Source organism: Achromobacter sp. 10T422 (assembly GCF_056394065.1).
On record NZ_JBFTHD010000001.1, the window covers coordinates 750,837 to 773,684 of the forward strand.

Below are 22,848 nucleotides of genomic sequence, written 5' to 3' on the forward strand. Positions count from 1 at the left end.
GGGCGGCCGAAAGGCAAAAAAACCCGTTACAGGAACGGGCTTTTTTGAAATATCAGGCTGCCGCGTCGCGGACTTCTCCGCGCTCGGGCTTGTCGGTCTCGCTGGCTTCGTCCGCGTAGATCAGCAAGGGCTTGCCCTCACCTTCAATCGCGTTCTCGTCAACCACCACGCGCTTGACATTGCCTTGCGACGGCAACTCATACATGGTGTCCAACAAGGTCTGTTCGATAATCGAACGCAGACCACGAGCCCCGGTCTTGCGCTTGAGCGCCTTGCGGGCGATCGCCTTCAATGCGGCAGGCCGCAAGTCGAGCTCGGCGCCTTCCATGGCAAAAAGCTTCTGGAACTGCTTGAGCAAGGCGTTCTTGGGCTCGGTCAGAATTTGCACCAGCGCCGCTTCGTCGAGTTCGTCCAGCGTCGCAACAACGGGCAGACGGCCGACCAGCTCGGGGATCAGACCAAACTTGATCAGATCTTCCGGTTCGACTTCGGAGAACAGCTCGCCCACACCGCGCTCGGACTTGGCGCGTACCGACGCCGAGAAACCGATGCCCGATTTCTCGGTGCGGTCGCGGATGACCTTTTCCAGTCCGTCGAAGGCGCCGCCTACGATGAACAGGATGTTGGTCGTGTCGACCTGAACGAAGTCCTGGTTAGGGTGCTTGCGGCCGCCCTGCGGGGGCACCGAGGCAACGGTGCCTTCAATCAGCTTCAGCAAGGCCTGCTGCACGCCCTCGCCCGACACGTCGCGCGTGATGGAGGGGTTGTCGGACTTGCGGGAAATCTTGTCGATTTCGTCGATGTAGATGATGGCGCGCTGCGCCTTCTCGACTTCGTAGTTGCAGTTCTGCAGCAACTTTTGAATGATATTTTCGACGTCTTCGCCCACGTAACCCGCTTCGGTCAGCGTGGTGGCGTCAGCCATGACGAACGGCACGTTCAGCATGCGCGCCAACGTCTGAGCCAAGAGCGTCTTGCCGGACCCGGTGGGGCCGATCAGCATGATGTTGCTCTTGGAGAGCTCGACTTCGTCACCCTTGATCTCGCCGTGACGAATGCGCTTGTAATGGTTGTAGACCGCTACGGCCAGCATGCGCTTGGGCGAATTTTGCCCAATGACGTACTGATCCAGGAAGGTCTTGATTTCAGCCGGAGTGGGCAGTTCGGAACGAATCGCCGCGCGCGCGGTAGCCTGCGCTTCCTCGCGGATGATGTCGTTGCACAAGTCGATGCACTCATCGCAGATGAATACCGACGGACCCGCGATCAGCTTGCGGACTTCATGCTGGCTTTTATTGCAAAACGAGCAATGCAGCACTTTTGCGTCTGCCGATCCCTTTTTTTCAGGCATATTTGTTTCGTATCTCAGGTAAAGATGCGCCAGACCGGTAACGGGCCCGGCGCATGCGCTTACTCAAACTTGATGGCAGCGGGTTCAGATCAACCGGGAAGTCAGCCTTCCGAGCGGGAGCTCATCACCTTGTCCACCAATCCATACGATACCGCATCTTCGGCGGACATGAAGTTGTCACGCTCCGTGTCCAGGCCGATGCGCTCCATCGACTGGCCGGTGTTCTCAGCCAGAATCCGGTTAAGACGTTCGCGCAGATCCAGGATCTCGCGAGCCTGAATCTGGATGTCGGACGCCTGCCCCTGGGCGCCGCCCGACGGCTGGTGGATCATGATCCGCGAGTTGGGCAGCGTGAAACGCTTGCCCTTCTTGCCAGCCGCCAGCAGGAACGCGCCCATGCTGGCCGCGAGGCCCGTGCACAGGGTCGATACGTCCGGCTTGATGAACTGCATGGTGTCAAAAATGGCCATTCCCGCATACACCGACCCGCCAGGCGAGTTGATGTACAGGGAAATGTCCTTGTCAGGATTCTCCGATTCCAGGAACAGCAACTGCGCCACAACCAGATTGGCCGTTGCGTCATTGACCGGACCCACCAGGAAAATGAGCCGTTCGCGGAGCAGACGCGAATAGATGTCGTAGGCGCGTTCGCCGCGCCCCGACTGCTCGATAACCATGGGAATGTAGCCCAGGCCGGTGGGGGTCACCGAAGACCCGCCATTCATTGCCGCATAGAAATCGGTGAATCTCTGCATAGTGTTACGCCATCCCCATCAACTGATCGAAAGGCACCTTCTCTTCGGTGACCTTGGCCTTTTCCAGCACGTGCGCGACGACGTTGTCTTCCAGCACGATAGCCTCGATTTCAGCACGACGCTGGCGGTCAGCCAGGTAATAGCTGACAACCTGAGCGGGTTGTTCGTAGTTTTCTGCGAACTCTTCAATGCGCGCGCGCACTTGCTCGGGCTTGGCTTGCAGTTGCTCTTGCTTGACCAGTTCCGACACCAACAGGCCCAGACGGACACGGCGTTCGGATTCGGTCGAGAAGGCTTCTGCCGGGATCGGCACGGACTCGGCGTTGGGGATGCCACGCTGCTTCAGCTCTTCGCGGGCAGCGGCGACACGGCCTTGCACGTCGTTGTCGACCAGCGCCTTCGGCACGTCGAACTTGCCGGCTTCGACCAGGGCGTCCATGACGCTGGACTTGGTGCGGCCAGCCGAACGGACCTTGACTTCGCGTTCGATGTTGCTGCGGATGTCGGCCTTCAGCTTTTCGACGTCGCCTTCGGCTTGGCCGAGGGACTTGGCGAATTCGCTGTTCAGCTCGGGCAGAACGCCTTCAGCCACTTCCTTGACGGTGATGGTGAATTCGGCAGTCTTGCCGGCAACTTCAACGCCTTGGTAGTCGTCCGGGAACTTCAGTTCGAAAACCTTGGTTTCGCCAGCCTTCAGGCCGCGAGCGGCTTCTTCGAATTCCGGCAGCATGCGGCCTTGGCCGAGCACGAACGGGAAGTCTTCGGCCTTGCCGCCTTCGAACGGCACGCCGTCGATGGTGCCGGCGAAGTCCAGCGTGACGCGGTCGCCGTCTTGCGACGCACGGCCTTCACGGGCTTCGAACGTGGCGCGCTGCTTGCGCAGAACGTCCAGGGTTTGTTGCACTTCGGCGTCGGTGACAGCCGTGTCGTAGCGGGTGACGGCCAGCGCCGACAGATCCGGTACGGCGACTTCGGGGTAGACCTCGAACGTGGCGGTGAACGCCAGCGTGTCGTCGGTAACGCCTTCAGTCTTGGGTTCGAGGTTCGGGGCGCCAGCAACGCGCAGCTTCGCGCCGTCGATGGCTTGTTCGAAGGCACGGCCAACTTGGCTATTGATCACGTCGTAGCGGATGCTGGGGCCATGGCTGCGCTCGAGCATGGCGAGCGGAGCTTTACCCGGGCGGAAGCCGGGGACCTTGGCGGTGCGAGCCACGCGCTTCAATTGCGCCTGGACTTCCTTTTCGACGTCGGCCACCGAGACGGCCAGATCAACACGGCGCTCCAGGCCGGAGAGGGTTTCAACCACAGGCTGCATTAAAAGACCTATTTTCCGAGAGATGAGATTACGGGCGGATAAACGCGGCATTTTACCGGAAACTTCCGGAACCCTGACGCAAAGGGGCGCGAGCCCCGGATTTGCCCGGATGCTCGCGCCCCGTTTTCCGCCCGAAAAGGGAGGGCTAACGTCGATTTGACGTCTTATTTTGCCTTGGCGATGCGATCTTCGATGTGCTGAGCGCGCTTTGCCGAGGACGGGTGCGAGCTCATCATATCGCTCTTGCCGCCATCCAGCTCGGCAAGCTTCTGAAACGCGGTCACCAGACCACGGGTATTGAGCTTCTTGGCCTGCAGCTGATCGAACGAATAGTCGTCCGCCGCGCTTTCCTGCGATTGCGAGAATTGCGCGTTGATGAACTTCTCGGTCAGGTCGCCCAACTGCGACGAGTTCAGCGCGGCGACCGTTGCACCACCGGCAGCACCGGCGGCGTCACGCGCGGCCGACACCGTGTAGGCGGTCTGCATGGCCTTCTTGCTGTGGCCCAGGGCCACGTGGCCGATTTCGTGGCCAACCACGCCCAGCACTTCGTCGTCGGTCATCATGTCCATCAAACCGCTGTAGACGCGGATGCAGCCGTTGGCCATGGCCCAGGCATTGACGTCCTTGGTGATGTAGACCTTGTAGTTGGCCTTCTGGCCATTGACCGTGCCGCCCAGCGACTTGGCGATCTTCTGCAGGCGCACGTCGTACTTGCTGCCCGGCGCGGCGATCTTTTCCTGCGAATCGCTCTGCGCGCAAGCCTTGTCCGACAGCGTCTTGATTTCAGCATCGCTCAGGGTGGCCGCTTGCACGACCTTGCTGCCGGCGCCCACCAGGCCACCGATATCGAGGGCATGCGACGCGGAGAAAGGGGCAAGCGCAACGGTCAACGCGGCAACGGTGTAGCGGATCTTCATGGGAACAAACTCCTCTTGACTGGCTCTATGCGAGTGAGGCGGCAATTCTATATACGGCCAAAGCTCTCAAAGCGTTTCGCCACAGAGTTTCGCAAATGCCAGTTTCGCTTACATAAAAGCGCTGCAAGCGCTGCGCAAGCGTGCTAATGCCCCCTTTTTTTGCGTCACGCATCCGTCATAAAAAACTGCTGCCTGCCGGGGTCAGGCATTGATAGAATTGCCGCCGCACTTTTATTGCAAACTCAAAACGGCTCGCACCCAACAATGATTGAGAACCCCCCTCCCCGCTTAGGCATCTTGCCCAGCGTGATCTTCAGTTCGCGCTGGCTGCAACTGCCGCTGTACCTGGGCCTGATCGTCGCGCAAGGCGTCTACGTCATGCTGTTCCTGAAAGAGCTGTGGCACTTGCTGACGCACGCCAACAGCTTTGGCGAAATGGAGATCATGCTGCTCGTCCTGGGCCTGATCGACGTGGTCATGATTTCGAACTTGCTGGTGATGGTGATCGTCGGCGGATACGAGACTTTCGTGTCGCGCCTGCGCCTGCAGAATCACCCTGATCAGCCGGAGTGGCTCAGCCACGTCAATGCCAGCGTGCTCAAAGTGAAGCTGGCCATGGCCATCATCGGGATCTCGTCCATCCATCTGCTGCGCACGTTCATCGAAGCCGGCACGATCGGCACGCCGAATGCGCGCTTCACCGAAGCCGGCGTCATGTGGCAAACCATCATCCACGCGCTGTTCATCCTGTCGGCAATCGGCATTGCAGTGGTGGACCGCCTGGCCACGCCGCCCGCACACAAGCACTGAAAAAACGCACCGAGAATACGGACTTAGAAAACGCAGGACAAAAAAAGCCCCCATACGCAGGTATGGGGGCTTTTTTATGGGCCGAACACCGGGCTTGCCGGCGCGCTACCCGAAAGACATCAGGCCGCGACCTTGATGTTCTTCGCGCTTGGACCTTTCGGGCCGGTACCGACCTCGAAGGTGACGCGCTGGTTTTCCTGCAGCGACTTATAGCCTTCGCTGCGGATTTCGGAGTAATGAGCGAAAAGGTCTTTGCTGCCGTCATCGGGCATGATGAAGCCATAACCCTTTTCGGCGTTGAACCACTTAACGATGCCGGTTGCCATGGAGTGTCCTTGAACCTAGAAGAAGCGATTTCTCGCGGGGCGCCAGATCATCAAGGATGGGAGAGGAAGCAACCGCAGCACCACTGACGGCGACAAGTAACGCAGACCGCGTCTCTTGAAAATCTCGCTGAACCCAGTGTATTGGTGAACGCCAAAAAACGTCAAATATGCGAATGATGGAAGGACGCAGGCACGGGTGCATACGGATCGGGCAAGCACGCGGCAGCAGGCCCAACGGGGCCGCCGGCACGGGATATTTTTCAGATTGGTATGAACAGATACATGGCGATACCGAGACGATGTTCAACCCGGCCGCCCGCCAGGGCTTGCCGCCACGCCGGCCTCAGCCCGAAAACCCGCCCGCATCAAGGAACTGTTGCTCGGCCTGCGTCGTCTGCCGGCCTAGCGCGGCGTTGCGATGGGGGAAACGGCCAAAGCGTTTGATGATGTCGCGATGCAACACGGCCCAGCGCAGCGTATCCGCATCCAAAGATTCCATTAGCGCAACGCCTCGGTTTTGCATCATGAGGCTTTCCGAGTGCTCAAACGGCATGTAGAAAAACTGTCGCATCTGCGGGTCCACAGCCAAATCCAGCCCTGAGGCGATCGCACGTTCAGCAAAATTCTGAGCCAGCGGATCGGTAGCGAACATATGCGCCGTGCCGCGGTAGGCATTACGCGGAAACTGGTCCAACAAAATCATCAGCGCCAACGCCCCGTCGGCATCTTCCAGCCATGCATCCAATTCACGCCCGGCGGCAGCCCAGTGAGCCGCTTCGAAGCGCTGGCGGAATTCAGCGTCAAACGCATCGCTTTTGCTGTACCACTGTTGCGGCCCCGCATCCCACCAGAACGCAACGACGTCTTGCGGGCGCATAGCAAGGGGCTGGGGCGAGGAAGAGGTCATGGCGAGGGTCCTGATGGCGATGGCGTCGCCAGAGGCGTGGCGGCGCTTGAGAAGCTGCCAGGCGCGGCCAGGATATGGCCAGGGAGCCCGAACAAGCTGAACGACGGAACGCAGAGAGAATACCGCGTCCAAACGCAAAAAAGCCCCCGAAGGGGCTTTTCCGAAAAGTCAGACCTTTACAGGACCTGAATCTTCGTGGCTTGCGGGCCCTTGGGGCCATTGGCCGTCACAAAGCTGACGCGCTGGTTCTCTTCCAGAGACTTGAAGCCAGAACCCTGGATTTCGGAGAAGTGAGCGAACAGATCCTTACCACCCGCTTCCGGGGTGATGAAGCCATAGCCTTTTTCCGAATTGAACCACTTAACGACGCCGGTTTCCATACTGTATTTCCTAGAGATAATGGGCAAATGCCCGGAGGTCACGAATCAATCAAGGAGGGGACAGTAGAACAATAACGCTGAGCCGGAAAAGGCACGGCACTGAACGAAAATCGCAACGCTTGTGATCGTGTGCCGACACTATCGTTATGTTCCCCTCACAAGTCAACATAATCCTAAAAAATACGTGCCAATAATGCAACAAAGAGAAACTGCGTTGAAAATTTACACGTTTTCATAGGCAAAACTTGTCCCTGCATAGGTGTAAACACCCATACAACATAAAAAAACAATCAAGGCTTATATAAATGCCGTCTAAACGCGTACGTCTTTCATACACCGTTCAGATCGGCACTTTGGTTTGCCGTCAGGCTTACTCGTCGATAGGTAAACCCAACAGATCGAGCGCCGCACCAAAAGTATCGGAACCCGAGCAAAGGAAAACCGCCACGTCGCCGGGATTCATATTTTCCAGGACTTGGTCGATTTGTTCTTGCGCATTATCAACATTGTCGACATTTGAAGCGTGTATATCCGCTCCAGCTTCGACTTTTTCGATGGGGACGATGTCCGCGATCGCATTGAGATCGGTTACGCCCACTACGACATAGACGCTGATGGGCTCGCCATCCAGCGTCGTGAGCAGCTCGACGCCGCCCGCCACGTCGGCAAGGTGCCGACTTACTATTTCCATGTTCACTCTTCCTTGATCTGCGGGGTCTAGCCCGCTTGGACGCACGCACCGTGCAGGTGCAATCTCACGCCCAGGCGCGACTATAACAGCCTTAGGCTAATGCTTCCTGACATTCGGACCAAGGGACTGGCGCGCGGCCCCAGACGTTGCTGCCACGGTACGGCAGCGCACCCCGGCGTCGGTGAGGACGCGGATGAGTGGCTTCTGGGCGGCCAGGAAGGCCGCCTTGTCATCGCCGACCAGCTTGCAGATGAACATCTGGGCCTGCAACTGCGTGCGGCGGGCCTTGCGGTTGTCGGCTTCCTGGGCGAGCCAGTCGCGGATCCAGGCCGATGCGGCCTCAGCATCAGCTTGCAGCTTGATGTGGCCTAGCAGGTCATAAACCGTCACGCCAGTGATGCTTTCGTCTTCGCCGCGCGTCAGGAAGAGCTTGGCGGCCTGGCCCGTGTAGCCAGGGATCACCGCGAGGCAATCGCGTTCAGCGGGTTTCTTCATAGAGTTTTACGTGTTCTGTTGTCGAGAACCTTGGACTGTAACCCGGCCTTGCGCCCTGTCGCATCGGCGCCACGGAACTCTGCTATTGTCGCCCTACCTATTTCCAAAACGGTGAATATCATGCAACGCGATTTCGACCTGGTCGTCACGATTCTGGGCGCCCTGCGCGACGCGCCCGGCCCCAACCTGAGCACGCACGACATCAAGAACGCCGCCTTGGCGCCGCACCCCGAAGAACAGGGCTTGCAGGTCATTGCGCACCACCTGGATCTGCTGGAGGATGCCGGTCTGGTCAAACAGGTGAGCGAAACCGCCGCCAACGCAGGCGCGGCGCGCTGGCGCATCACCTGGAAGGGCTACGACGCCCTGGAACAGGATGAGGACGACGAAGACGACGCCGACGAGTTCGACGCCGAAGAATAAGGCCGACGCCTGGGCTTAGCGGCGCTGCAGGATGCGCCGCGTAAGCAGCGATGCGGCTGTGCCGATCACCAGGCTGAACATGAAGGCGGCGATGGACAGCATCGCCGCCAAGTCGCTAAACCCCCCATGCCGCGCCAGCAGCAGCACCGCGGCGAAAATGGCGGCGGCCAAGGCGGCAACCCCCATCAGCACATGCTTGACCGAGCGCAAGCGGCCACAAAGCGAGCCGCCGATCAGCGCGGCCGCCACCATCGCGGCCATGGACCAGAACAGATATTCGTACTGCATGCGAACGTGCTCCCCCGAAGGCATTGAGGCGCCCGCATTATAGGCGTMGGATCGCGCCTGCCATCACCCTTGAGCGGCAACCGCGACGACGCTGATTTCGACCAGCGCGCCATAGTGCAATTCGCGCGTGGGCACCACGGCCCGTGCGGGGCGATGATCGCCGAACGCGCGTTCGTAGACCCGATTGACCTCGTCCCACAGCCCGATGTCGGGGATGTACACGGTAACGTTGACGACCGAGCCCATGGACGCGCCAGCGGCCTGGAGAATGGCTTTGACGCTACGCAGCGCCGCTTCGGTCTGGGCCGTTGCACCGACGGCAAGACTGGGCCGCGCCCCCGCCTCTGCGGCGGGCAAAAAGCCCAATTGCCCAGAAACAAAAACAAAGCCATTGGCACGCACTGCCTGCGAATAGTGGCCAGCAGGCGGCGTGGCGTTGGGAGTGCGAATGATGTCCATGTCGACGTCCTTTTCAGAGCCAGGCTTACCAGCCGCGGAAACGTTCCCAATGAGCCACCACGCCAGGGTCGCTGCCACGCACGACCTCGTAGGCATCGTGCTGGGCGCAGGTCGCGCAGGCGTGGTTGGGCACGATGCGCAGCTTCGCGCCAATCGGCAGATCAGGCAGGCTTGCATTGCTACCCGCGCGCAGTTTGATGATGCCCTGCTCCTGGTTGGTTTCCGCCAGAAGAAGATCAGGATACGGCTTGCCCTGGGCGTCGCACACCAGACCATACAACTGGTCAACCGGCTGCTTGGCGGTGCCGCGGTCGCGTGACATGGCCATCCATCCGGCGTCCACCAAAATCCATCCTTTATCGGGCTGATGGCCGATGACGGTGGTCAACACGGTGGCCGCGATGTCGTCAACGGCGCATACGCCAAGGCCCGCCATGACCAGGTCGAAGAAAACATACACGCCCGCGCGCACCTCCGTTACGCCGTCAAGGTGGCGTGCGAAGTGGGCGGTGGGTGTGGAACCCACGCTCACGACAGGGCACGGCAAGCCGGCCTGCCGAATCGCGTCGGCGCAACTGACCGCGGCCGCGCGTTCTTGTTCGGCCATGTCTGCAATGGCTTCAAGGCTGCGGCATCCGTAGGATTCGCCCGCATGCGTCATCACGCCGCGCAGGCAGCCAGCGTCATTCAGCACATGCGCAATTGCCAGCAGGTGTTCGTGATTGCCCGGCTGCACCCCGGCGCGGTGGCCGTCGCAGTCGATCTCGATCAGGGCGGGAATGCCCTCGCCCGCCACCTTGACGCGGGCGGCAACGGCGCGCGCGGCGTCGATGCTGTCGACGACCACCGTCAGGTCAACGCCGCGTTGGCGCAGCGCCAGCACGCGCTCCAGCTTGGCAGGCGCGATGCCGACGGCATAGAGCAGATCCGTGACGCCAGCGTCCGCGAATTGCTCGGCCTCTTGCAAGGTGGACACTGCGGCAGGCCCCTGCGGGCGGCTCATGACACGGCGCGCCACCTCGATCGACTTGGGCGTCTTCAGATGCGGACGCAGTTGCACGCCATGGCCGGCCATCAAGGCGTTCAGGCGCTCGATATTGCGGGTCATGCGGGTTTCGTCCAGCAACAGGCAGGGAGTTTCCAGCGTATCCAGGGTGGCGGTGGCAGTCATGGGTATGTCTCGTTCAGGCAAATCAAGAAACGCCGGGTCAGTGCGGCGTGGGATGTTCGCAGTATGGCGCGCCCACGCCTTTGCGTGTTTAATGTGGACTTAATTTTCACTTAATACCAATCTGAATGATCACCACGGATGACCTGCGTTTTTTCCTGAGCTTGGCCGCTACGCCGTCGCTTGCGCAGGCCGCGCGCGCGCTGGATGTGACGCCGCCCGCCGTCACGCAACGGCTGCACGCGCTGGAAAAGCGTCTGGGGGTGAGGCTGGTGAACCGCTCCGGACGCGGCACCGCACTGACCGACGAAGGCCGGCTGCTGGCGCTGCGCGCAGGGCAGATCTGTGGGGAGCTGGGCGATCTGGCAGACGAACTCGCGGGGCGGCGCGGCGTGGTGGCGGGACATTTACGTGTCATTGCACCGCTTGGATTCGGCCAGCGCTATGTCGCTGGACTCGTCGCCAGTTTTCGCAAGACCGCGGAAAACGTCACCGCCAGCCTGACGCTGTCCGATGGCCCGCCACGGCTGGCGACCGACAACTGGGACGTCATGGTTCATATCGGCGAGCTGCGGGATTCAACGCTGGTGGCCTATCCGCTGGCGCCGAATCGGCGCATTCTTTGCGCCTCGCCCGCGTATCTGGCGCGCCACGGCGCCCCCGCCAAACCTGAAGACCTGCGCGACCACGATTGCATCGCCTTGCGCGAAAACGACGAGGACGTCACTTTGTGGCGCTTCAAACGCGGCCGCGGGCCGGCGGTGGGCGTGCGCATCGCGCCGGTGCTGTCCAGCAATACCGGCGCAGCGGCGCTTGAATGGGCCTTGGCTGGCCACGGCATCGTCGCACGATCGGAATGGGACGTTGCCGAACATCTGAAGGCACGCTCGCTGGTGCCCTTGCTGGCCGGCTGGAATTTGCCCGACGCCAATGTGGTGGCGCTGGTGAAATCGCGCCAGGATCTGTCTGCGCGCACCGCAGGTTTCCTGGCGCATCTGCGCGAAGCCTTCGCCGCGACGCCCTGGCGCGACAAGGCCCAGCCGGCTTAATCCAGCATGGCTTCTGCTTCGATTTCGATCAGCCATTCCGGTAACGAGAGCCCGCTGACGATGACCCACGACGAAGGCGGCGGGTCGGCCGGAAAGCGGTCACGCAGCGCCTGCGCAATGACTTCCTGCTCTTCACGGACCGTATCGCAAATGTAGATGCGCAGCATGATCACCTGCGCCATCTTGCCGCCTGCCGCCGCCAGCACACGCTCGATGTTGTCGAGCGCGGCTTCGGTTTGCTCTTGCAGGCCGGGTCCGACCGTACGCTCGTGGATGTCGACACCCACTTGGCCAGACAGCAGCATCCTGCGCTGCCCCGTCACGATGACGGCCTGGCTGAAGCCGTACTGGACGGTGTTGAAAACGGTATCGGGATTGATGACGGTTCTGGACATGTTGTGCTCCTGTGAACGGCGCGCCCCGCAGCGCGCCGGAGCCCGAATTCTAACGAGCGGGCGGTGTCACGAAACCTCGCGCCCCGCCGCCGCCCCGCGCGCCCCGGCCACGGCTACCAGCAGCACAATAGCGCCGGCCACGACGGCGGTCCAGAACCCCGCCCCCACGCCGTAATGGTCCACCACCCAACCCGCCAGCGCCGCGCCGGCCGCAACACCCGCGCCCAGGCCCGTCACCAGCCACGTCAAGCCTTCGGTCAGACGCTGACCCGGCACGCTGGTTTCCACCAGCGCCATCCCGATGATCATGGTGGGCGCAAACGACAGGCCGGCCAACAGCACCCCCAGCGACAACGTGATCAGGTCGTTCACCAGCAGCAACGGCAAGGTCGTGAACGCCGTCACAGCGGCGGCAATGGACAGCATGCGGGGAAGCGGCATCTGGAACTTCATCACCCCAAACACCAAGCCCGCCACGCAGGAACCCAGGGCATAGGCCGACAGGATCAGGCTTGCCCCGGCAGGCACCCCCTGCGCCCGGGCAAACGCCACGCTCAACACGTCGATCGTGCCCACGATGACGCCCATGGCCGACATCATGGCCACCAGCGAACGCATCGGCGGCATGCGCAGCACGGACTCGACACGCCCGGCTTCGCGATGCTGCACGGCGGGCGCAGTGGCGCGTTGCAGGACGAATGCGGTCACGCCCACCGCCAGCAGCAACGCGGCGGCCAGCGGGCCAGCCTGCGGAAACAACGCAACGCTCAAGCCCACCGCAAAGGGCGGGCCCACGATAAAACTGAGCTCATCCGCCACCGATTCCAAGGCATAGGCCGTGCGCAACTGAGGCTGATCCCGAAAAATCTCCGTCCAGCGCGCGCGGATCATGGCGGGCATGCTGGGCAAGGCGCCTGCCAAGGCGGCAAAGACAAACAGAGTCCAATCCGGCGCATTCCAATGCACGCAGGCGCTCAGGCCAATCAGCGCCAGCACGCAAACCATGGCCGCCACCGGCAGCACCCGCCCCTGGCCGTGGCGGTCCACCAGACGAGAAATCCGCGGCGCCAGCAACGCCGTGGCCAGCGCGAACGTTGCGGCAACCGCACCCGCGAGCGTGTACGCGCCGCGCACCTCGGACAACATCGTAATGATGCCGATGCCGATCATCGGCAACGGCAGGCGGGCGATGGCGCCAGCCAACACAAAACCTAAAGCGCCAGGCGCCTGGAACAACTCGCGATACGGATTGGGCACCGATAACCTTTGAAACGGGGGTAGACGGCCGAATCGTATTCACATACATTGCGTATGTCAATTAACCTACGCGCCGTATGTCATAGGAGACCTGGATGTCGCGTTCCCGCGCCGAGATGATCGCAGCCACCCGGGCCAAACTGCTGGCCGCCGCCCGCCTTGCCTTTCAGCAAGCCGGCTATGCCGCGACGTCCATGGACGATTTCACCGCGTCGGCAGGATTGACGCGAGGGGCTTTGTATCACCATTTCGGTGACAAGAAAGGCTTGCTGGCCGCAGTCGCCGCGCAAATCGATGACGAAATCGATCAACGGCTGAACGCGATTTCGGATCAGGCGCCCGACGTCTGGACGGCGCTGCGCGAACGTTGCCGCGCCTATTTGCGCATGGCGCTTGAACCCGAGATCCGCCGCATCGTCTTGCAGGATGCGCGTGCGGTGCTCGGACCCGCCTCGCCCTCGACGCAGCAACAGTGCATTGCCTCGCTGGGCGGCTTGCTGCAACGCTTGATGGATGACCACGTGATCGACGCGGCCGATCCGCAGGCGCTTGCGCATCTGATCAATGGCAGCCTGACCGAGAGCGCGTTCTGGATTGCGGACGCTCCGGATGGTGAGGCGCGTCTTGAACACGCGCTGCATGCCGTGGATCTGTTGTTGCGCGGGCTGCTGCGGCGGTAAATCCCTACCGCGATCCGCGCGTTGGTGATCAACTGGCCGGAATCCGCGTATTATCCAAGACTTAACTTGTATAAATAAAACCCGGAGATTGTTTTGGCTGCCATCCCCCATCCTGAGCCCAGCGCGTCATGGGCTGACCTGCTGCACGGAGCAAACGCCCTGCGCTCCATTGCGCTCGCGGGCGGCGTGGCGCTGCACGCCATCAACGTCTATATCGTCACCACCATTCTGCCCAGCGTTATCCAGGACATCGGCGGGCTGGAATACTACGCCTGGAACACCACACTGTTCGTCGTGACGTCCATCATTGGGTCCGCGTTATCAGCCAAGCTGATCGAAACGGTAGGCCCGCGCGCCGCTTATCTGCTGGCCGTGGCGGTCTTCACCCTGGGCGCGGTCATCTGTGCCTTGGCGCCCAGCATGCCCGCGTTGCTGGCCGGGCGCAGCGTGCAGGGTCTGGGTGGCGGCATTCTGTTTGCGCTGAGCTACGCGCTGATACGGCTGGTGTTTGACGCGCCATTGTGGTCGCGCGCCATGGCGCTGGTGTCAGGCATGTGGGGCGTGGCGACGTTGTGCGGGCCGGCAATCGGCGGCATCTTCGCGCAGACGGGGCATTGGCGGCTGGCGTTCTGGGCGCTGCTGCCCGTGGCGGCCGCGCTGGCGCTTATCGTGACGTTCAAGGTCGGCGGGCGTGCGTCCGTTCCCCCTGCCCCGCCGTCCTCGTTGCCGTTGAGCACACTGGGCCTGTTGGTGGCGTCGGTGCTGGCCGTCACCCTGGCCAGCCTGTCGACGGAGTTGGGCTGGAACCTGGCGGGGATCGCGGGCGGGTTGGGAATTGCCGCGCTGATCGCCTACGTGGACACGCGGGCGCGCAAGCGCCTGCTGCCTACCGGCGCCTATTCGATCCGGGCGCCGCTAGGCGCGCTGTATGCGGTGATGTGCCTGGTGGTGGCCGCCATCACCACCGAAATCTTCGTGCCGTATTTCCTGCAAGTCATCCACGGCATGACGCCGCTGACGGCCGGCTACATGACGGCGGCCATGGCGGCGGGCTGGACGCTTGCCGCCATGCCCAGCGCCACGCGCAGCGGCGCGGCCGCCAACCGGTTGGTGTGGCTGAGCCCGGTCGTGATCCTGGCATCGCTGGTGGGGCTTGCCATCATGACGCCGCAGGCATCCATCCTGACTTCGCTGGCAGGATTCGCGGCGTTTGTCCTGGCATTGGCGGGCGTGGGATTCGGCATCGGCCTGGCTTGGCCCCACCTGCTGACGAAGGTGTTCAACGCCGCGCCGCAGGGCGAAGAGACGTTGACGTCGTCATCGATCACCACCGTTCAGCTCTATTCGGCGGCAGTAACGGCCGCGCTGGCGGGCGTCATCACCAACAGCGCCGGCTTGGCCGACCCGGGCGGCATCGCTGGCGCGCAGCAGGCGGCGCGCTGGCTGTTCGCCGCATTCGCCGTGGCGCCGGCGCTGGCATTACTGCTGCTGCCGCGCGTCACGCGGGCACCAGCCGCGGTACGTTGAGCCCGGGAAGTAGCGATAAATCTGCGAAGGTACGCACCGAAATCCACCAAACGCGGTATGGAACGTCACACGCGTCTTTGCTACGCTGACGGCACCTGAAGAAGGTGACGTTCATGAGCAATAAGATCCGAGTGCTTTGCGTTCAACCATCATCGATATCGGCGCGCTTCGCCTTCATGGCGATTGCGCTGCGATGGACGATGGGCGCCACCCCCCGCCCTTCGCGGCTCATGATCGGGCCGCACGATCTGGAACCCATGGGGTCGGAATCCGCGTTCTGGCAGTTTGCGCTGCGGCATGCGCTGACGGGTCAATCGTTTCTTGTGACCCGCGGTAATCACTGGGACGTTGGGGCCTCGGTGGACGGAGACGAAGTCCACGCGTTTGGCCGCAAGTTCGCGCTTAGTCAGTGTCTGTACTGAAGCTGGCGCGGGGCGTCAGCCCACGCGGCCGCCAGCGGCGGCCGCTACCGATCTAGACGCCGAACTGCCGCTTGCGGTGAAAGGAGGCCAATTCCTCGGCCGTCCAGCGTTGCCGGGCCTCTTCCTGACAGCAGCTGCGAAACACCAGGGCGCCAACCGCCAGGAAGCGTGTCACATCGGCATCCGAGAGTTTGGCTTGGACTTGCAACAAGCAATCCGCGTAGGCAGACAGAATGCCATCCCAGCCGTCGACTTTGCCCGGCGCAACGGGCTGCGAGATCATGCGCGCCATCATTTCACTATGGTCCATTCGATCGTCCCCCCTCGAATACCGCTCCGTCGCCCCGTTGTCCGGCAGCCGGTCGCACCCGTTGTTCAGCAAGTGCCGTACCCGCCTCGCTGCCCGGTTATCAGGCCAAATCTGCGGTCAAACGTCCCGATCGAATGCAGAAACTACCGGCGCAGTGCCGGATCAGGCGCCCGCCCGCGCAGCAGCGAATCGGGATTCGTCTGCAAGTAATCGGATAGTTCGCGCAAGGACCGCGCCGCTCGTCCAAGCTCGCGCAACGCCGTATCGGCATTTGCTGGCAAGTCCGCGTCGGGCGCGAGCAGACCGCCCACCACGCCCAACGAACGGTTGGCCTGGCGCAACAGGGCTTGCAGCTCGGGCGCCAGTTGCGAGTCCATCCTCTTGACGAGCCGCGACGCCCCCTTCAGCGCGCCGCTCAGTTCCATCCCGATCTCATCAAACGGCACCTTCTCCAGCTTGACCAGAATGTTGTTCAACTGCTGCTGCAATTGATCCAGGTTGTTGGGCGCCGTCGGGAGGAAGGGACGATCTTCCATCTTGAACGTAACGGGTTTGGCGTTCGGAATTTCCACCATCGCCACATACAGCTGGCCCGTGAGCAGGTTGCCGATGCGCAGTTGCGCCCGCGTGCCGCGCTCAATCATCGCCGCGAGTATCCGGCCGCTAGGGTGTTTCATATCCGTCCCGGCAAATTGCTTGATCTCCTGGTATGTCTCGCCCCCCAGGCGTTCGGGATACAACGTCGCAGACACCACCGCGTAGAACTGCTTGGTCTCGGAATCGAAATCCAGGCTGATCGCATCCACCTTGCCGATCGTCACGCCATAAGCATCGATGGGTGCGCCGACCACCAGGCCGCGCACCGACTGGTCGAATCGCATGCGGATCGGCACCGGTACGCCATCAGGCTGCGCGCGGGCCGCCTCTTCGTTGGGAAAGAGATCGAACGACGCATTGGCGGCCGCCGCAGTGTGGCTGCGCTCGGCTGATGTTTCGAACGCCACGCCCCCGACAATCACCGACACCAGCGACTGCGACCGCATTTGCAGGCCACGCGCATCCACGCTGAAATCCACGCCGCTGGCGTTCCAGAACCGCGTGCCATCGTTCACATAAGCATCGTTGGGGGCATCAATGAACACTTGCACCTCAACGCCCCGTCCGTCCTTCGCCAGTTGGTATCCAACCACCTGGCCCACGGCGATGCGACGGTAATAGATGGGGGAGCCCACATCCAGGGAACCAAGGTCGCTTGCGCGCAACGTAAAGCGCTTGCCGGCCCGGTCTTGTGCCACTTCGGGCGGGAGTTCAAGGCCGACGAATTCGGTCTTCCGGCCGGGACTGACGCCTGCCTTGCCCTTGCTGCCGATCGGGTCCAGCCCGATGTACGACCCCGACAATAGTGTTCCCAAGCCAGACACACCGCTTACCGTCAGGCGCGGCTTCACCACCCAGAACACGGTGCCGTCCCGCAGCAGGTGGCTAGCGTCCTTGGCGACGCGAATGGTCACCACCACGCCAGAGCGCTCGGTATTCAGCGCAACGCGCTCGACCTGTCCGATGGTGACTTCCTTGTAGCGGACCTGGGTCTTGCCCGCTTCCAGCCCTTCTGCCGTCTGAAAGTAGATCGTGGCCGTGGGACCTTTGTTCAACCAGACCTGCGCCACCAGGAACAATCCCGCCAGAGCAGCAATGACCGGCACGAGCCAGATCCAGGACACTCGGCGCGCTTTGCGCCCAGTGGACGGTGGTGTTTGACCTGCGGCAGAACCAGACTCAGCCATAGAGGACAACCCCTTTGTGTACGCGTCCGGACTCGAGGGCGGATTCCCTTGTCAGGGTCGCGCCGAGGCCTGCCCCGCGCAAGTGCGGGAATTCCCGGAAACGGGCCGGGACACCGTCCTGCAAACACCGAAATTAGCGGGTAGCATGGCCTTCCCTTTTGGAGGAAGTCAACGTGAATATCGCCATCCGCCCCGCCACTGTCTCGGACGCGGCCCAGATCTACGCATTCATCACTGAACTGGCCGTCTACGAACGCGCCGCCCATGAGGTGATTGCCAGTGCCGACGACGTCGCCCGCACCTTGTTTGCGCCAGAAGCGCCGGCCAAGGCGTTGATGTGCGAGGTAGACGGCAAGACCATTGGCTACGCCGTCTATTTCTACAGCTATTCCACCTGGTTGGGCAAGAACGGCATCTATCTGGAAGACCTGTACATCACGCCCGAGCAACGCGGCATCGGCGCCGGACGCGACCTGCTGCGCCACCTGGCCCGGGAAGCGGTGGCCAACGACTGCGGGCGGTTGGAATGGAGCGTGCTGGACTGGAACCAGCCCGCTATCGATTTTTACCAATCGATCGGCGCACGGCCGCTGGATGAATGGGTGCGCTACCGCCTGACGGACGGCGCACTGCGCGATTTCGCCGAAGGGCGCCGCGCCGCCGCTTAAAACTCGGGCAGGTCGAAGAGCGTGTGCAGCGTGGAGCTGGGCACGGGCACGGAGGCGAGATGCTCGCGTCCGTCGCCATCGACCAGTACCCGCACCGGACGCAGCGCCACGCGCATGCCATCGACACTGATGGCCGTTTCCACGTCCATCCCGTCTTTGATGACATCGATCACTTCGGAAGCCGCCGCCGTGACGGGTTCGGTAACCCAGCCCGGCACACCTGGCTCGGCCTGGCCCCACCGCACATAGGCGATTTGGCCGCTGACGGGTTCTTTTCGAACGGCGACGATCACGTACAAAGACATCCAGGCCTCCCTAATGTTTGGCCCGGATCGTATAACAAGTTGACGAAGGCGGCATGACAGCCAGCGTCACGGTTCGATATCAATCGCGGCAAAGGATTTCACCAGATCATCCAGCTGTTTGAGCTGCGTCAGGAAGGGTTCAAGCTTGTCCAGCGGCAAGGCGCTGGGGCCATCGCACTTGGCGTTTTTCGGATCAGGGTGGGCTTCCAGGAACAGGCCAGCCAAGCCCACCGCCATGCCCGCTCGGGCCAGTTCCGCCACTTGCTCGCGGCGGCCGCCGGATGCGGCGTCCAGCGCCGAACGCTGTTGAAGCGCATGCGTCACGTCAAAAATCAGCGGGCGGTTGCCCGTGACTTTCTTCATCACGCCAAAGCCCAGCATGTCGACCACCAGGTTGTCGTAACCGAAGCTGGTGCCGCGGTCGCACAGAATCAGCTTGTCGTTACCGGCCTCGGTGAACTTCTCGACGATGTTCAGCATTTGCGTCGGGCTAAGAAACTGGGGCTTTTTGATGTTGACGATGCGCTGCGTCTTGGCCAGCGCAACGACCAGATCCGTCTGCCTTGCCAGGAAGGCCGGCAACTGAACGATGTCGGCCACTTCGGCCACGGGCGCGGCCTGCCAGGGTTCGTGCACGTCGGTAATCACCGGCACGCCGAATTCCTTTTTCACGGCTTCGAAAATCTTCATCCCGGCTTCCAGGCCCGGGCCGCGGTAGGAATGAATCGACGAGCGGTTGGCTTTATCGAACGACGCCTTGAACACGTAGGGGATGCCCAGCTTCGTCGTCACGCGCTGGTATTCCTCGCATGCGCGCAAAGCCAGATCCAGGGATTCCAGCACATTGATGCCGCCGAAAAGCACAAAGGGGCGATCGTTTGCGCATTGGATCGACGAGGAAATAACGACTTCGGGGGCGGTCATGATGGGGTGCATCCTAGAAATAAGGCGGGGACAGTGCGTAATGTACAACCTGCCCGGTCCCGATTTCATCCCCTGCACCCGTTCCCCTCAGGATTCACCGGCTGGACAGCATGCGCCCGAGCACCCCGTGGCGCAGGTAGTAATGGTGACAGCCGGGTACGCCTGTACTAGCCGCGCCTAGGCGTCACCGGAGTCGGACGTCCATCTTGCCGAATACGTCTGAGGCAGCAGGCTCAGGCTGCCGACCAGCTTTTCAACCCGCTCGTCTTCCTGATGCGTCGTATACACGACGGCATGCACTTCCGAGCGGCCGCCGTCGCGCTGCTGGCTTTCAACTCCCCGCAGGCGCAGATTGTGCTTGCCCAAGGCGTTCAGCAATTCAGCGCGCACCATGGCCTCGTCCGACGAGGCGCAGGTCAGCGCGATGTTGTAGTAGCGTTCTTCCGTTTCCGCTTCGGGGACATGCCGGTCGACCAGTTTTGCGCCTCGGCGCAGCAGCACATTGGTAACCAAAATCAGGCCAGTCACCGCGCTGGCCTCGGCCACGAAGCCGTAGCCCGCCAGCACACCCACGGCGCCCGTGGCCCAAATGGTGGCTGCGGCGCTCAAGCCGCGGATGGTCAGGCCATCGCGCATGATCAGGCCGGCCCCGAGAAAGCCGATGCCTGTTACGACCTGACTGCCCAGGCGCATGTCAGCGCCGGCGTCCAACAAAGCGGGCAATGAGGTGTACGCCGCCGCGCCCAGCGAGACCAACGCGTGCGTCACGATCCCGGCGTAGTTCTGCCGCCACTGGCGTTCGACACCAACCGCGCCGCCCAACAGCATGGCCAGGACGAGATTGATTGCAATGGAGAATTCACTCATGGATCACTACCGGTACTTCTTATTCTTCTTGGAACATCAACGGCCGCAAGGAACAAGGGCTGGCGGCCGCGACGTATTATCGCCCGGCCAGGTCAGGCCCGGCCAGGTTAGGCCCGGCCAGGTTAGACCCGGCCCGGCCCGGCCTGGCCCGGCCATGCCCCGGCGCGGGCCGCCTCGCGCGGCGTTATCGCTGGACGCCAGGGACATCCCTGTCCACAATGACCCGTCGCGGACTGGCGCTTGCGCCGTCCCGCATTTGAATCAAAGGCAGGCAAATGGGTTTCTTCGATACGCTGTTCCGGCGCAAGCCCTCGCCGGATCAGTTCGCCACGCTGTTTGTGGCGGCGGCGCGGCGGCAAGGCTTTGACGGGGACGTCACCTACAAGGCCGATGAATTCCGCTTGTTGCTGGGCGAAGGCTCGTTCTTCAATCTGCACAACGCCTACCACGCGTACTGCAACACGCGCGGCTCGGAACAAAAGCGCGCGCTGCAAGGCTTCGTCTCGGCGTTGGCCAGCAGCACGCAAACCACGCCGCAGCAGGCAGCGGAGGCCCGGCCGATGCTTCGCCCCGTGATCCGCAGCCGCAGCGCACTGGAAGACATCCGCCTGCATCATGTGCGCACCGAAGGCAACGACACGGCCTTCCACCCTGCCTTTCTTTCCTTTGGCGATGACTGCGTAGTGCTGTTGGCGCTTGACCACCCCGACGCCATCTCCACCCTGACCAATGGCCCCGAAGCCGCCTGGCAGTTAACGTTCGACCAAGCGTTGGCCATTGCCGTCGACAACCTGCGCGACGCCCCTGACGATTTTTCAGAACTGACGCCGGGGGTGTTTCGCGGCGCCTGGGCAGACGGCTACGACATCAGCCGCGCGCTGTTGCCCGACATGATTGAACGCGTGCCGGTACGCGGCCGCCCCGTGTTCATGATGCCCACGCGCGATGTGCTGCTGGTCACCGGCGACAACGATGATGCCGGCCTGATCACCATGGTTGAACTCTGCCACCAGGCAGTGCAACACGGCCGCGTGGTCAGCGCGCACATGTACCACTACGAAGAGCGGCAGGCGCAGCGTTATGTGCCTGATGACTCGGGGCTCGCTCAGCGCCTGGCCCATCTGGCCCGCTTGCTGGAAAAGGCCGAGTACGACGCGCAGAAAGCGGCGCTGGACCACATCCACGAAGAGCAAGGCGCAGACATCTACGTCGCGAACTACAACCTGTTCACGGCGGACGACGATCCGGCGATGTCGTTCTCGCTCGCGTCATGGACACGCGGTGTCGACACCTCATTGCCAAAGGTGGACCGGCTGGCGTTGGTCCGCCCCGACGCCGAAGACGATATCGGCGAAGTGCGGGTTGTATCTTGGGAACAGGCCGCGCATCTGCTGGAGCCGTTGCTGGCCGAAGAAAAGGGCTACCCCGTCCGATACCGCACGCAAGGCTTTCCGGAAGACGCACAGCTCGCGCAATTGGACGAAGTGCCCTGAAGCTCCTTGAAGCGCCGTGAGCGCTTTGAAGTTCCTTGAAGTTCCTTGAGCACTTCGCCACTGGTGTGCGTCGTCAGCCGCGTTCCGCAGCCGGTTCGCTGACTAGACGATAGGCTATGGCGCCGATGATGGCCCCGGCAATCGGGGCCAACCAGAACAGCCACAACTGTTCTAGCGCCCATCCGCCCACGAACAATGCAGGCCCGGTCGAACGCGCCGGATTCACCGATGTATTCGTCACTGGAATGCTGATCAGGTGGATCAAAGTCAAGGCCAGCCCGATCGGAATCGCCGCAAAACCTGCGGGCGCCCGCTTGGACGTGGCGCCCAGGATCACGAACAAAAAGCCCGCGGTCAGCACCACTTCGGTCACCAGCGCCGACACCATCGAATACTTGCCCGGCGAATACGCGCCATAGCCGTTGGCCGCGAAGTGACTGCCTTTCAAATCGAAACCCAGCTTGCCGCTGGCAATGCACGCCAACACCGCCGCCGCCACAATGGCGCCAAGCACCTGCGCAATCACATAGGGCAGGATTTCCTTCGCCGGGAAACGGCCGCCCGCCACCAGGCCGACCGTCACCGCCGGGTTGAAGTGGCCGCCAGAGATATGGCCGACGGCAAACGCCATCGTCAGCACCGTCAAGCCGAAGGCCAACGCGACGCCTGCAAAGCCAATGCCCAACTCCGGAAAGCCGGCGGCCAGCACGGCTGCGCCACACCCACCCAGCACCAGCCAAAACGTGCCGAAGAACTCTGCGCCACAACGCTTCGAAAGCGAAACCATGACCTTCTCCAGAAGTGAAATGTTCAAGGTAGCGCGCAGGAAACGGCCTAGCTTCAAAGGCTTGATAAGTTTGACAGTATTTAAGATAAGTC

The 22,848-nt window shown here is 62.1% G+C and carries 28 protein-coding genes; 8 read left to right on the top strand and 20 right to left on the bottom strand.

Going from position 1 to position 22,848, the window contains the following annotated elements:
• Window positions 1–52: 52 nt before the first annotated feature.
• The 4 genes from clpX to loiP form a co-directional block, all read right to left on the bottom strand.
• Complete coding sequence (gene clpX / locus AC1DB0_RS03145) at window positions 53–1,351, bottom strand: ATP-dependent Clp protease ATP-binding subunit ClpX (protein ID WP_054425132.1); 1,299 nt, start codon at window positions 1,349–1,351, stop codon at window positions 53–55.
• A 101-nt stretch (window positions 1,352–1,452) separates the two neighbouring features.
• Window positions 1,453–2,106, bottom strand: a complete 654-nt coding sequence (gene clpP, locus AC1DB0_RS03150; protein ID WP_054425130.1) for an ATP-dependent Clp endopeptidase proteolytic subunit ClpP — start codon at window positions 2,104–2,106, stop codon at window positions 1,453–1,455.
• Between the two features lie 4 nt (window positions 2,107–2,110).
• Window positions 2,111–3,421 carry a trigger factor gene (gene tig, locus AC1DB0_RS03155; RefSeq protein ID WP_054425128.1) on the bottom strand — a complete coding sequence of 437 codons (1,311 nt, stop codon included), beginning with the start codon at window positions 3,419–3,421 and terminating at the stop codon, window positions 2,111–2,113.
• Window positions 3,422–3,585: 164 nt separating this feature from the next.
• On the bottom strand, window positions 3,586–4,341 hold the full coding sequence (gene loiP, locus AC1DB0_RS03160) for a metalloprotease LoiP (RefSeq protein ID WP_054425126.1): 756 nt from the start codon (window positions 4,339–4,341) through the stop codon (window positions 3,586–3,588).
• Between the two features lie 264 nt (window positions 4,342–4,605).
• On the opposite strand from loiP, the gene AC1DB0_RS03165 reads away from it, so the two are divergent.
• The gene (locus tag AC1DB0_RS03165) at window positions 4,606–5,151 is read left to right on the top strand and encodes a TIGR00645 family protein (RefSeq protein ID WP_054425124.1); all 546 of its coding nucleotides are present in this window, start codon (window positions 4,606–4,608) and stop codon (window positions 5,149–5,151) included.
• A 119-nt stretch (window positions 5,152–5,270) separates the two neighbouring features.
• On the opposite strand, the gene AC1DB0_RS03170 is transcribed toward AC1DB0_RS03165, so the two are convergent.
• The 5 genes from AC1DB0_RS03170 to AC1DB0_RS03190 all read right to left on the bottom strand — a co-directional run bounded on the left by AC1DB0_RS03170 (window position 5,271) and on the right by AC1DB0_RS03190 (window position 7,950).
• Window positions 5,271–5,477: a cold-shock protein gene (locus AC1DB0_RS03170; RefSeq protein ID WP_006225311.1), complete on the bottom strand. Its 207-nt coding sequence runs from the start codon at window positions 5,475–5,477 to the stop codon at window positions 5,271–5,273.
• 343 nt (window positions 5,478–5,820) lie between these two features.
• Window positions 5,821–6,384, bottom strand: a complete 564-nt coding sequence (locus tag AC1DB0_RS03175; protein WP_476756851.1) for a DUF924 family protein — start codon at window positions 6,382–6,384, stop codon at window positions 5,821–5,823.
• A 176-nt stretch (window positions 6,385–6,560) separates the two neighbouring features.
• Window positions 6,561–6,764 carry a cold-shock protein gene (locus tag AC1DB0_RS03180; protein ID WP_006220190.1) on the bottom strand — a complete coding sequence of 68 codons (204 nt, stop codon included), beginning with the start codon at window positions 6,762–6,764 and terminating at the stop codon, window positions 6,561–6,563.
• 370 nt (window positions 6,765–7,134) lie between these two features.
• Entirely contained in the window at window positions 7,135–7,455 is a 321-nt protein-coding gene (locus AC1DB0_RS03185) for a hypothetical protein (protein ID WP_054425120.1), read from the bottom strand.
• Window positions 7,456–7,551: 96 nt separating this feature from the next.
• Window positions 7,552–7,950: a hypothetical protein gene (locus tag AC1DB0_RS03190; protein ID WP_054425118.1), complete on the bottom strand. Its 399-nt coding sequence runs from the start codon at window positions 7,948–7,950 to the stop codon at window positions 7,552–7,554.
• A gap of 120 nt (window positions 7,951–8,070) precedes the next feature.
• On the opposite strand from AC1DB0_RS03190, the gene AC1DB0_RS03195 reads away from it, so the two are divergent.
• Entirely contained in the window at window positions 8,071–8,373 is a 303-nt protein-coding gene (locus AC1DB0_RS03195) for a DUF2513 domain-containing protein (RefSeq protein ID WP_054425587.1), read from the top strand.
• A gap of 15 nt (window positions 8,374–8,388) precedes the next feature.
• Here AC1DB0_RS03195 and AC1DB0_RS03200 read toward each other — a convergent pair whose 3' ends face one another.
• The 3 genes from AC1DB0_RS03200 to AC1DB0_RS03210 all read right to left on the bottom strand — a co-directional run bounded on the left by AC1DB0_RS03200 (window position 8,389) and on the right by AC1DB0_RS03210 (window position 10,291).
• Window positions 8,389–8,661 carry a hypothetical protein gene (locus AC1DB0_RS03200; protein WP_054425115.1) on the bottom strand — a complete coding sequence of 91 codons (273 nt, stop codon included), beginning with the start codon at window positions 8,659–8,661 and terminating at the stop codon, window positions 8,389–8,391.
• Window positions 8,662–8,724: 63 nt separating this feature from the next.
• Window positions 8,725–9,120, bottom strand: coding sequence for a RidA family protein (locus tag AC1DB0_RS03205; RefSeq protein WP_476756592.1), 396 nt, complete (start codon window positions 9,118–9,120; stop codon window positions 8,725–8,727).
• 25 nt (window positions 9,121–9,145) lie between these two features.
• On the bottom strand, window positions 9,146–10,291 hold the full coding sequence (locus AC1DB0_RS03210; protein WP_476756591.1) for a DSD1 family PLP-dependent enzyme: 1,146 nt from the start codon (window positions 10,289–10,291) through the stop codon (window positions 9,146–9,148).
• A 125-nt stretch (window positions 10,292–10,416) separates the two neighbouring features.
• Here AC1DB0_RS03210 and AC1DB0_RS03215 point away from each other — a divergent pair, with 125 nt between their 5' ends.
• Window positions 10,417–11,337: a LysR family transcriptional regulator gene (locus tag AC1DB0_RS03215; RefSeq protein WP_054425110.1), complete on the top strand. Its 921-nt coding sequence runs from the start codon at window positions 10,417–10,419 to the stop codon at window positions 11,335–11,337.
• Here AC1DB0_RS03215 and AC1DB0_RS03220 read toward each other — a convergent pair.
• Window positions 11,334–11,732: a RidA family protein gene (locus AC1DB0_RS03220; RefSeq protein ID WP_054425107.1), complete on the bottom strand. Its 399-nt coding sequence runs from the start codon at window positions 11,730–11,732 to the stop codon at window positions 11,334–11,336. The genes AC1DB0_RS03215 and AC1DB0_RS03220 overlap by 4 nt on opposite strands.
• Window positions 11,733–11,798: 66 nt before the next feature.
• A complete protein-coding gene (locus AC1DB0_RS03225) occupies window positions 11,799–12,989 on the bottom strand; it encodes an MFS transporter (protein WP_054425105.1) in 1,191 nt (396 codons plus the stop codon).
• A gap of 95 nt (window positions 12,990–13,084) precedes the next feature.
• Between AC1DB0_RS03225 and AC1DB0_RS03230 the strand changes: the two genes are divergently transcribed.
• The 3 genes from AC1DB0_RS03230 (at window position 13,085) to AC1DB0_RS03240 (ending at window position 15,618) form a co-directional block, all read left to right on the top strand.
• A complete protein-coding gene (locus tag AC1DB0_RS03230; protein WP_054425103.1) occupies window positions 13,085–13,669 on the top strand; it encodes a TetR/AcrR family transcriptional regulator in 585 nt (194 codons plus the stop codon).
• Between the two features lie 93 nt (window positions 13,670–13,762).
• Entirely contained in the window at window positions 13,763–15,196 is a 1,434-nt protein-coding gene (locus AC1DB0_RS03235) for an MFS transporter (protein ID WP_447982034.1), read from the top strand.
• 113 nt (window positions 15,197–15,309) lie between these two features.
• Window positions 15,310–15,618, top strand: a complete 309-nt coding sequence (locus AC1DB0_RS03240; protein WP_175169285.1) for a hypothetical protein — start codon at window positions 15,310–15,312, stop codon at window positions 15,616–15,618.
• A gap of 52 nt (window positions 15,619–15,670) precedes the next feature.
• On the opposite strand, the gene AC1DB0_RS03245 is transcribed toward AC1DB0_RS03240, so the two are convergent.
• Both AC1DB0_RS03245 and AC1DB0_RS03250 read right to left on the bottom strand, forming a co-directional pair.
• On the bottom strand, window positions 15,671–15,928 hold the full coding sequence (locus AC1DB0_RS03245; protein ID WP_054425097.1) for a hypothetical protein: 258 nt from the start codon (window positions 15,926–15,928) through the stop codon (window positions 15,671–15,673).
• A 143-nt stretch (window positions 15,929–16,071) separates the two neighbouring features.
• Window positions 16,072–17,712: a PqiB family protein gene (locus AC1DB0_RS03250; protein WP_476756590.1), complete on the bottom strand. Its 1,641-nt coding sequence runs from the start codon at window positions 17,710–17,712 to the stop codon at window positions 16,072–16,074.
• A 173-nt stretch (window positions 17,713–17,885) separates the two neighbouring features.
• Between AC1DB0_RS03250 and AC1DB0_RS03255 the strand changes: the two genes are divergently transcribed.
• The gene (locus tag AC1DB0_RS03255) at window positions 17,886–18,380 is read left to right on the top strand and encodes a GNAT family N-acetyltransferase (RefSeq protein WP_175169287.1); all 495 of its coding nucleotides are present in this window, start codon (window positions 17,886–17,888) and stop codon (window positions 18,378–18,380) included.
• Here the strand turns inward: AC1DB0_RS03255 and AC1DB0_RS03260 are convergent.
• From AC1DB0_RS03260 to AC1DB0_RS03270, 3 genes are all read right to left on the bottom strand, one after another.
• The gene (locus AC1DB0_RS03260) at window positions 18,377–18,685 is read right to left on the bottom strand and encodes a carbohydrate isomerase (RefSeq protein WP_454669282.1); all 309 of its coding nucleotides are present in this window, start codon (window positions 18,683–18,685) and stop codon (window positions 18,377–18,379) included. The genes AC1DB0_RS03255 and AC1DB0_RS03260 overlap by 4 nt on opposite strands.
• 66 nt (window positions 18,686–18,751) lie before the next feature.
• Window positions 18,752–19,609 carry a 3-deoxy-8-phosphooctulonate synthase gene (gene kdsA, locus AC1DB0_RS03265; protein ID WP_054425092.1) on the bottom strand — a complete coding sequence of 286 codons (858 nt, stop codon included), beginning with the start codon at window positions 19,607–19,609 and terminating at the stop codon, window positions 18,752–18,754.
• 177 nt (window positions 19,610–19,786) lie between these two features.
• On the bottom strand, window positions 19,787–20,476 hold the full coding sequence (locus AC1DB0_RS03270; protein WP_346550443.1) for an MgtC/SapB family protein: 690 nt from the start codon (window positions 20,474–20,476) through the stop codon (window positions 19,787–19,789).
• A gap of 275 nt (window positions 20,477–20,751) precedes the next feature.
• Between AC1DB0_RS03270 and AC1DB0_RS03275 the strand changes: the two genes are divergently transcribed.
• Window positions 20,752–21,969, top strand: a complete 1,218-nt coding sequence (locus AC1DB0_RS03275; RefSeq protein ID WP_342065893.1) for a DUF1444 domain-containing protein — start codon at window positions 20,752–20,754, stop codon at window positions 21,967–21,969.
• A gap of 73 nt (window positions 21,970–22,042) precedes the next feature.
• Here AC1DB0_RS03275 and aqpZ read toward each other — a convergent pair whose 3' ends face one another.
• Entirely contained in the window at window positions 22,043–22,756 is a 714-nt protein-coding gene (aqpZ, locus tag AC1DB0_RS03280; RefSeq protein ID WP_054425086.1) for an aquaporin Z, read from the bottom strand.
• Window positions 22,757–22,848: the final 92 nt, after the last annotated feature.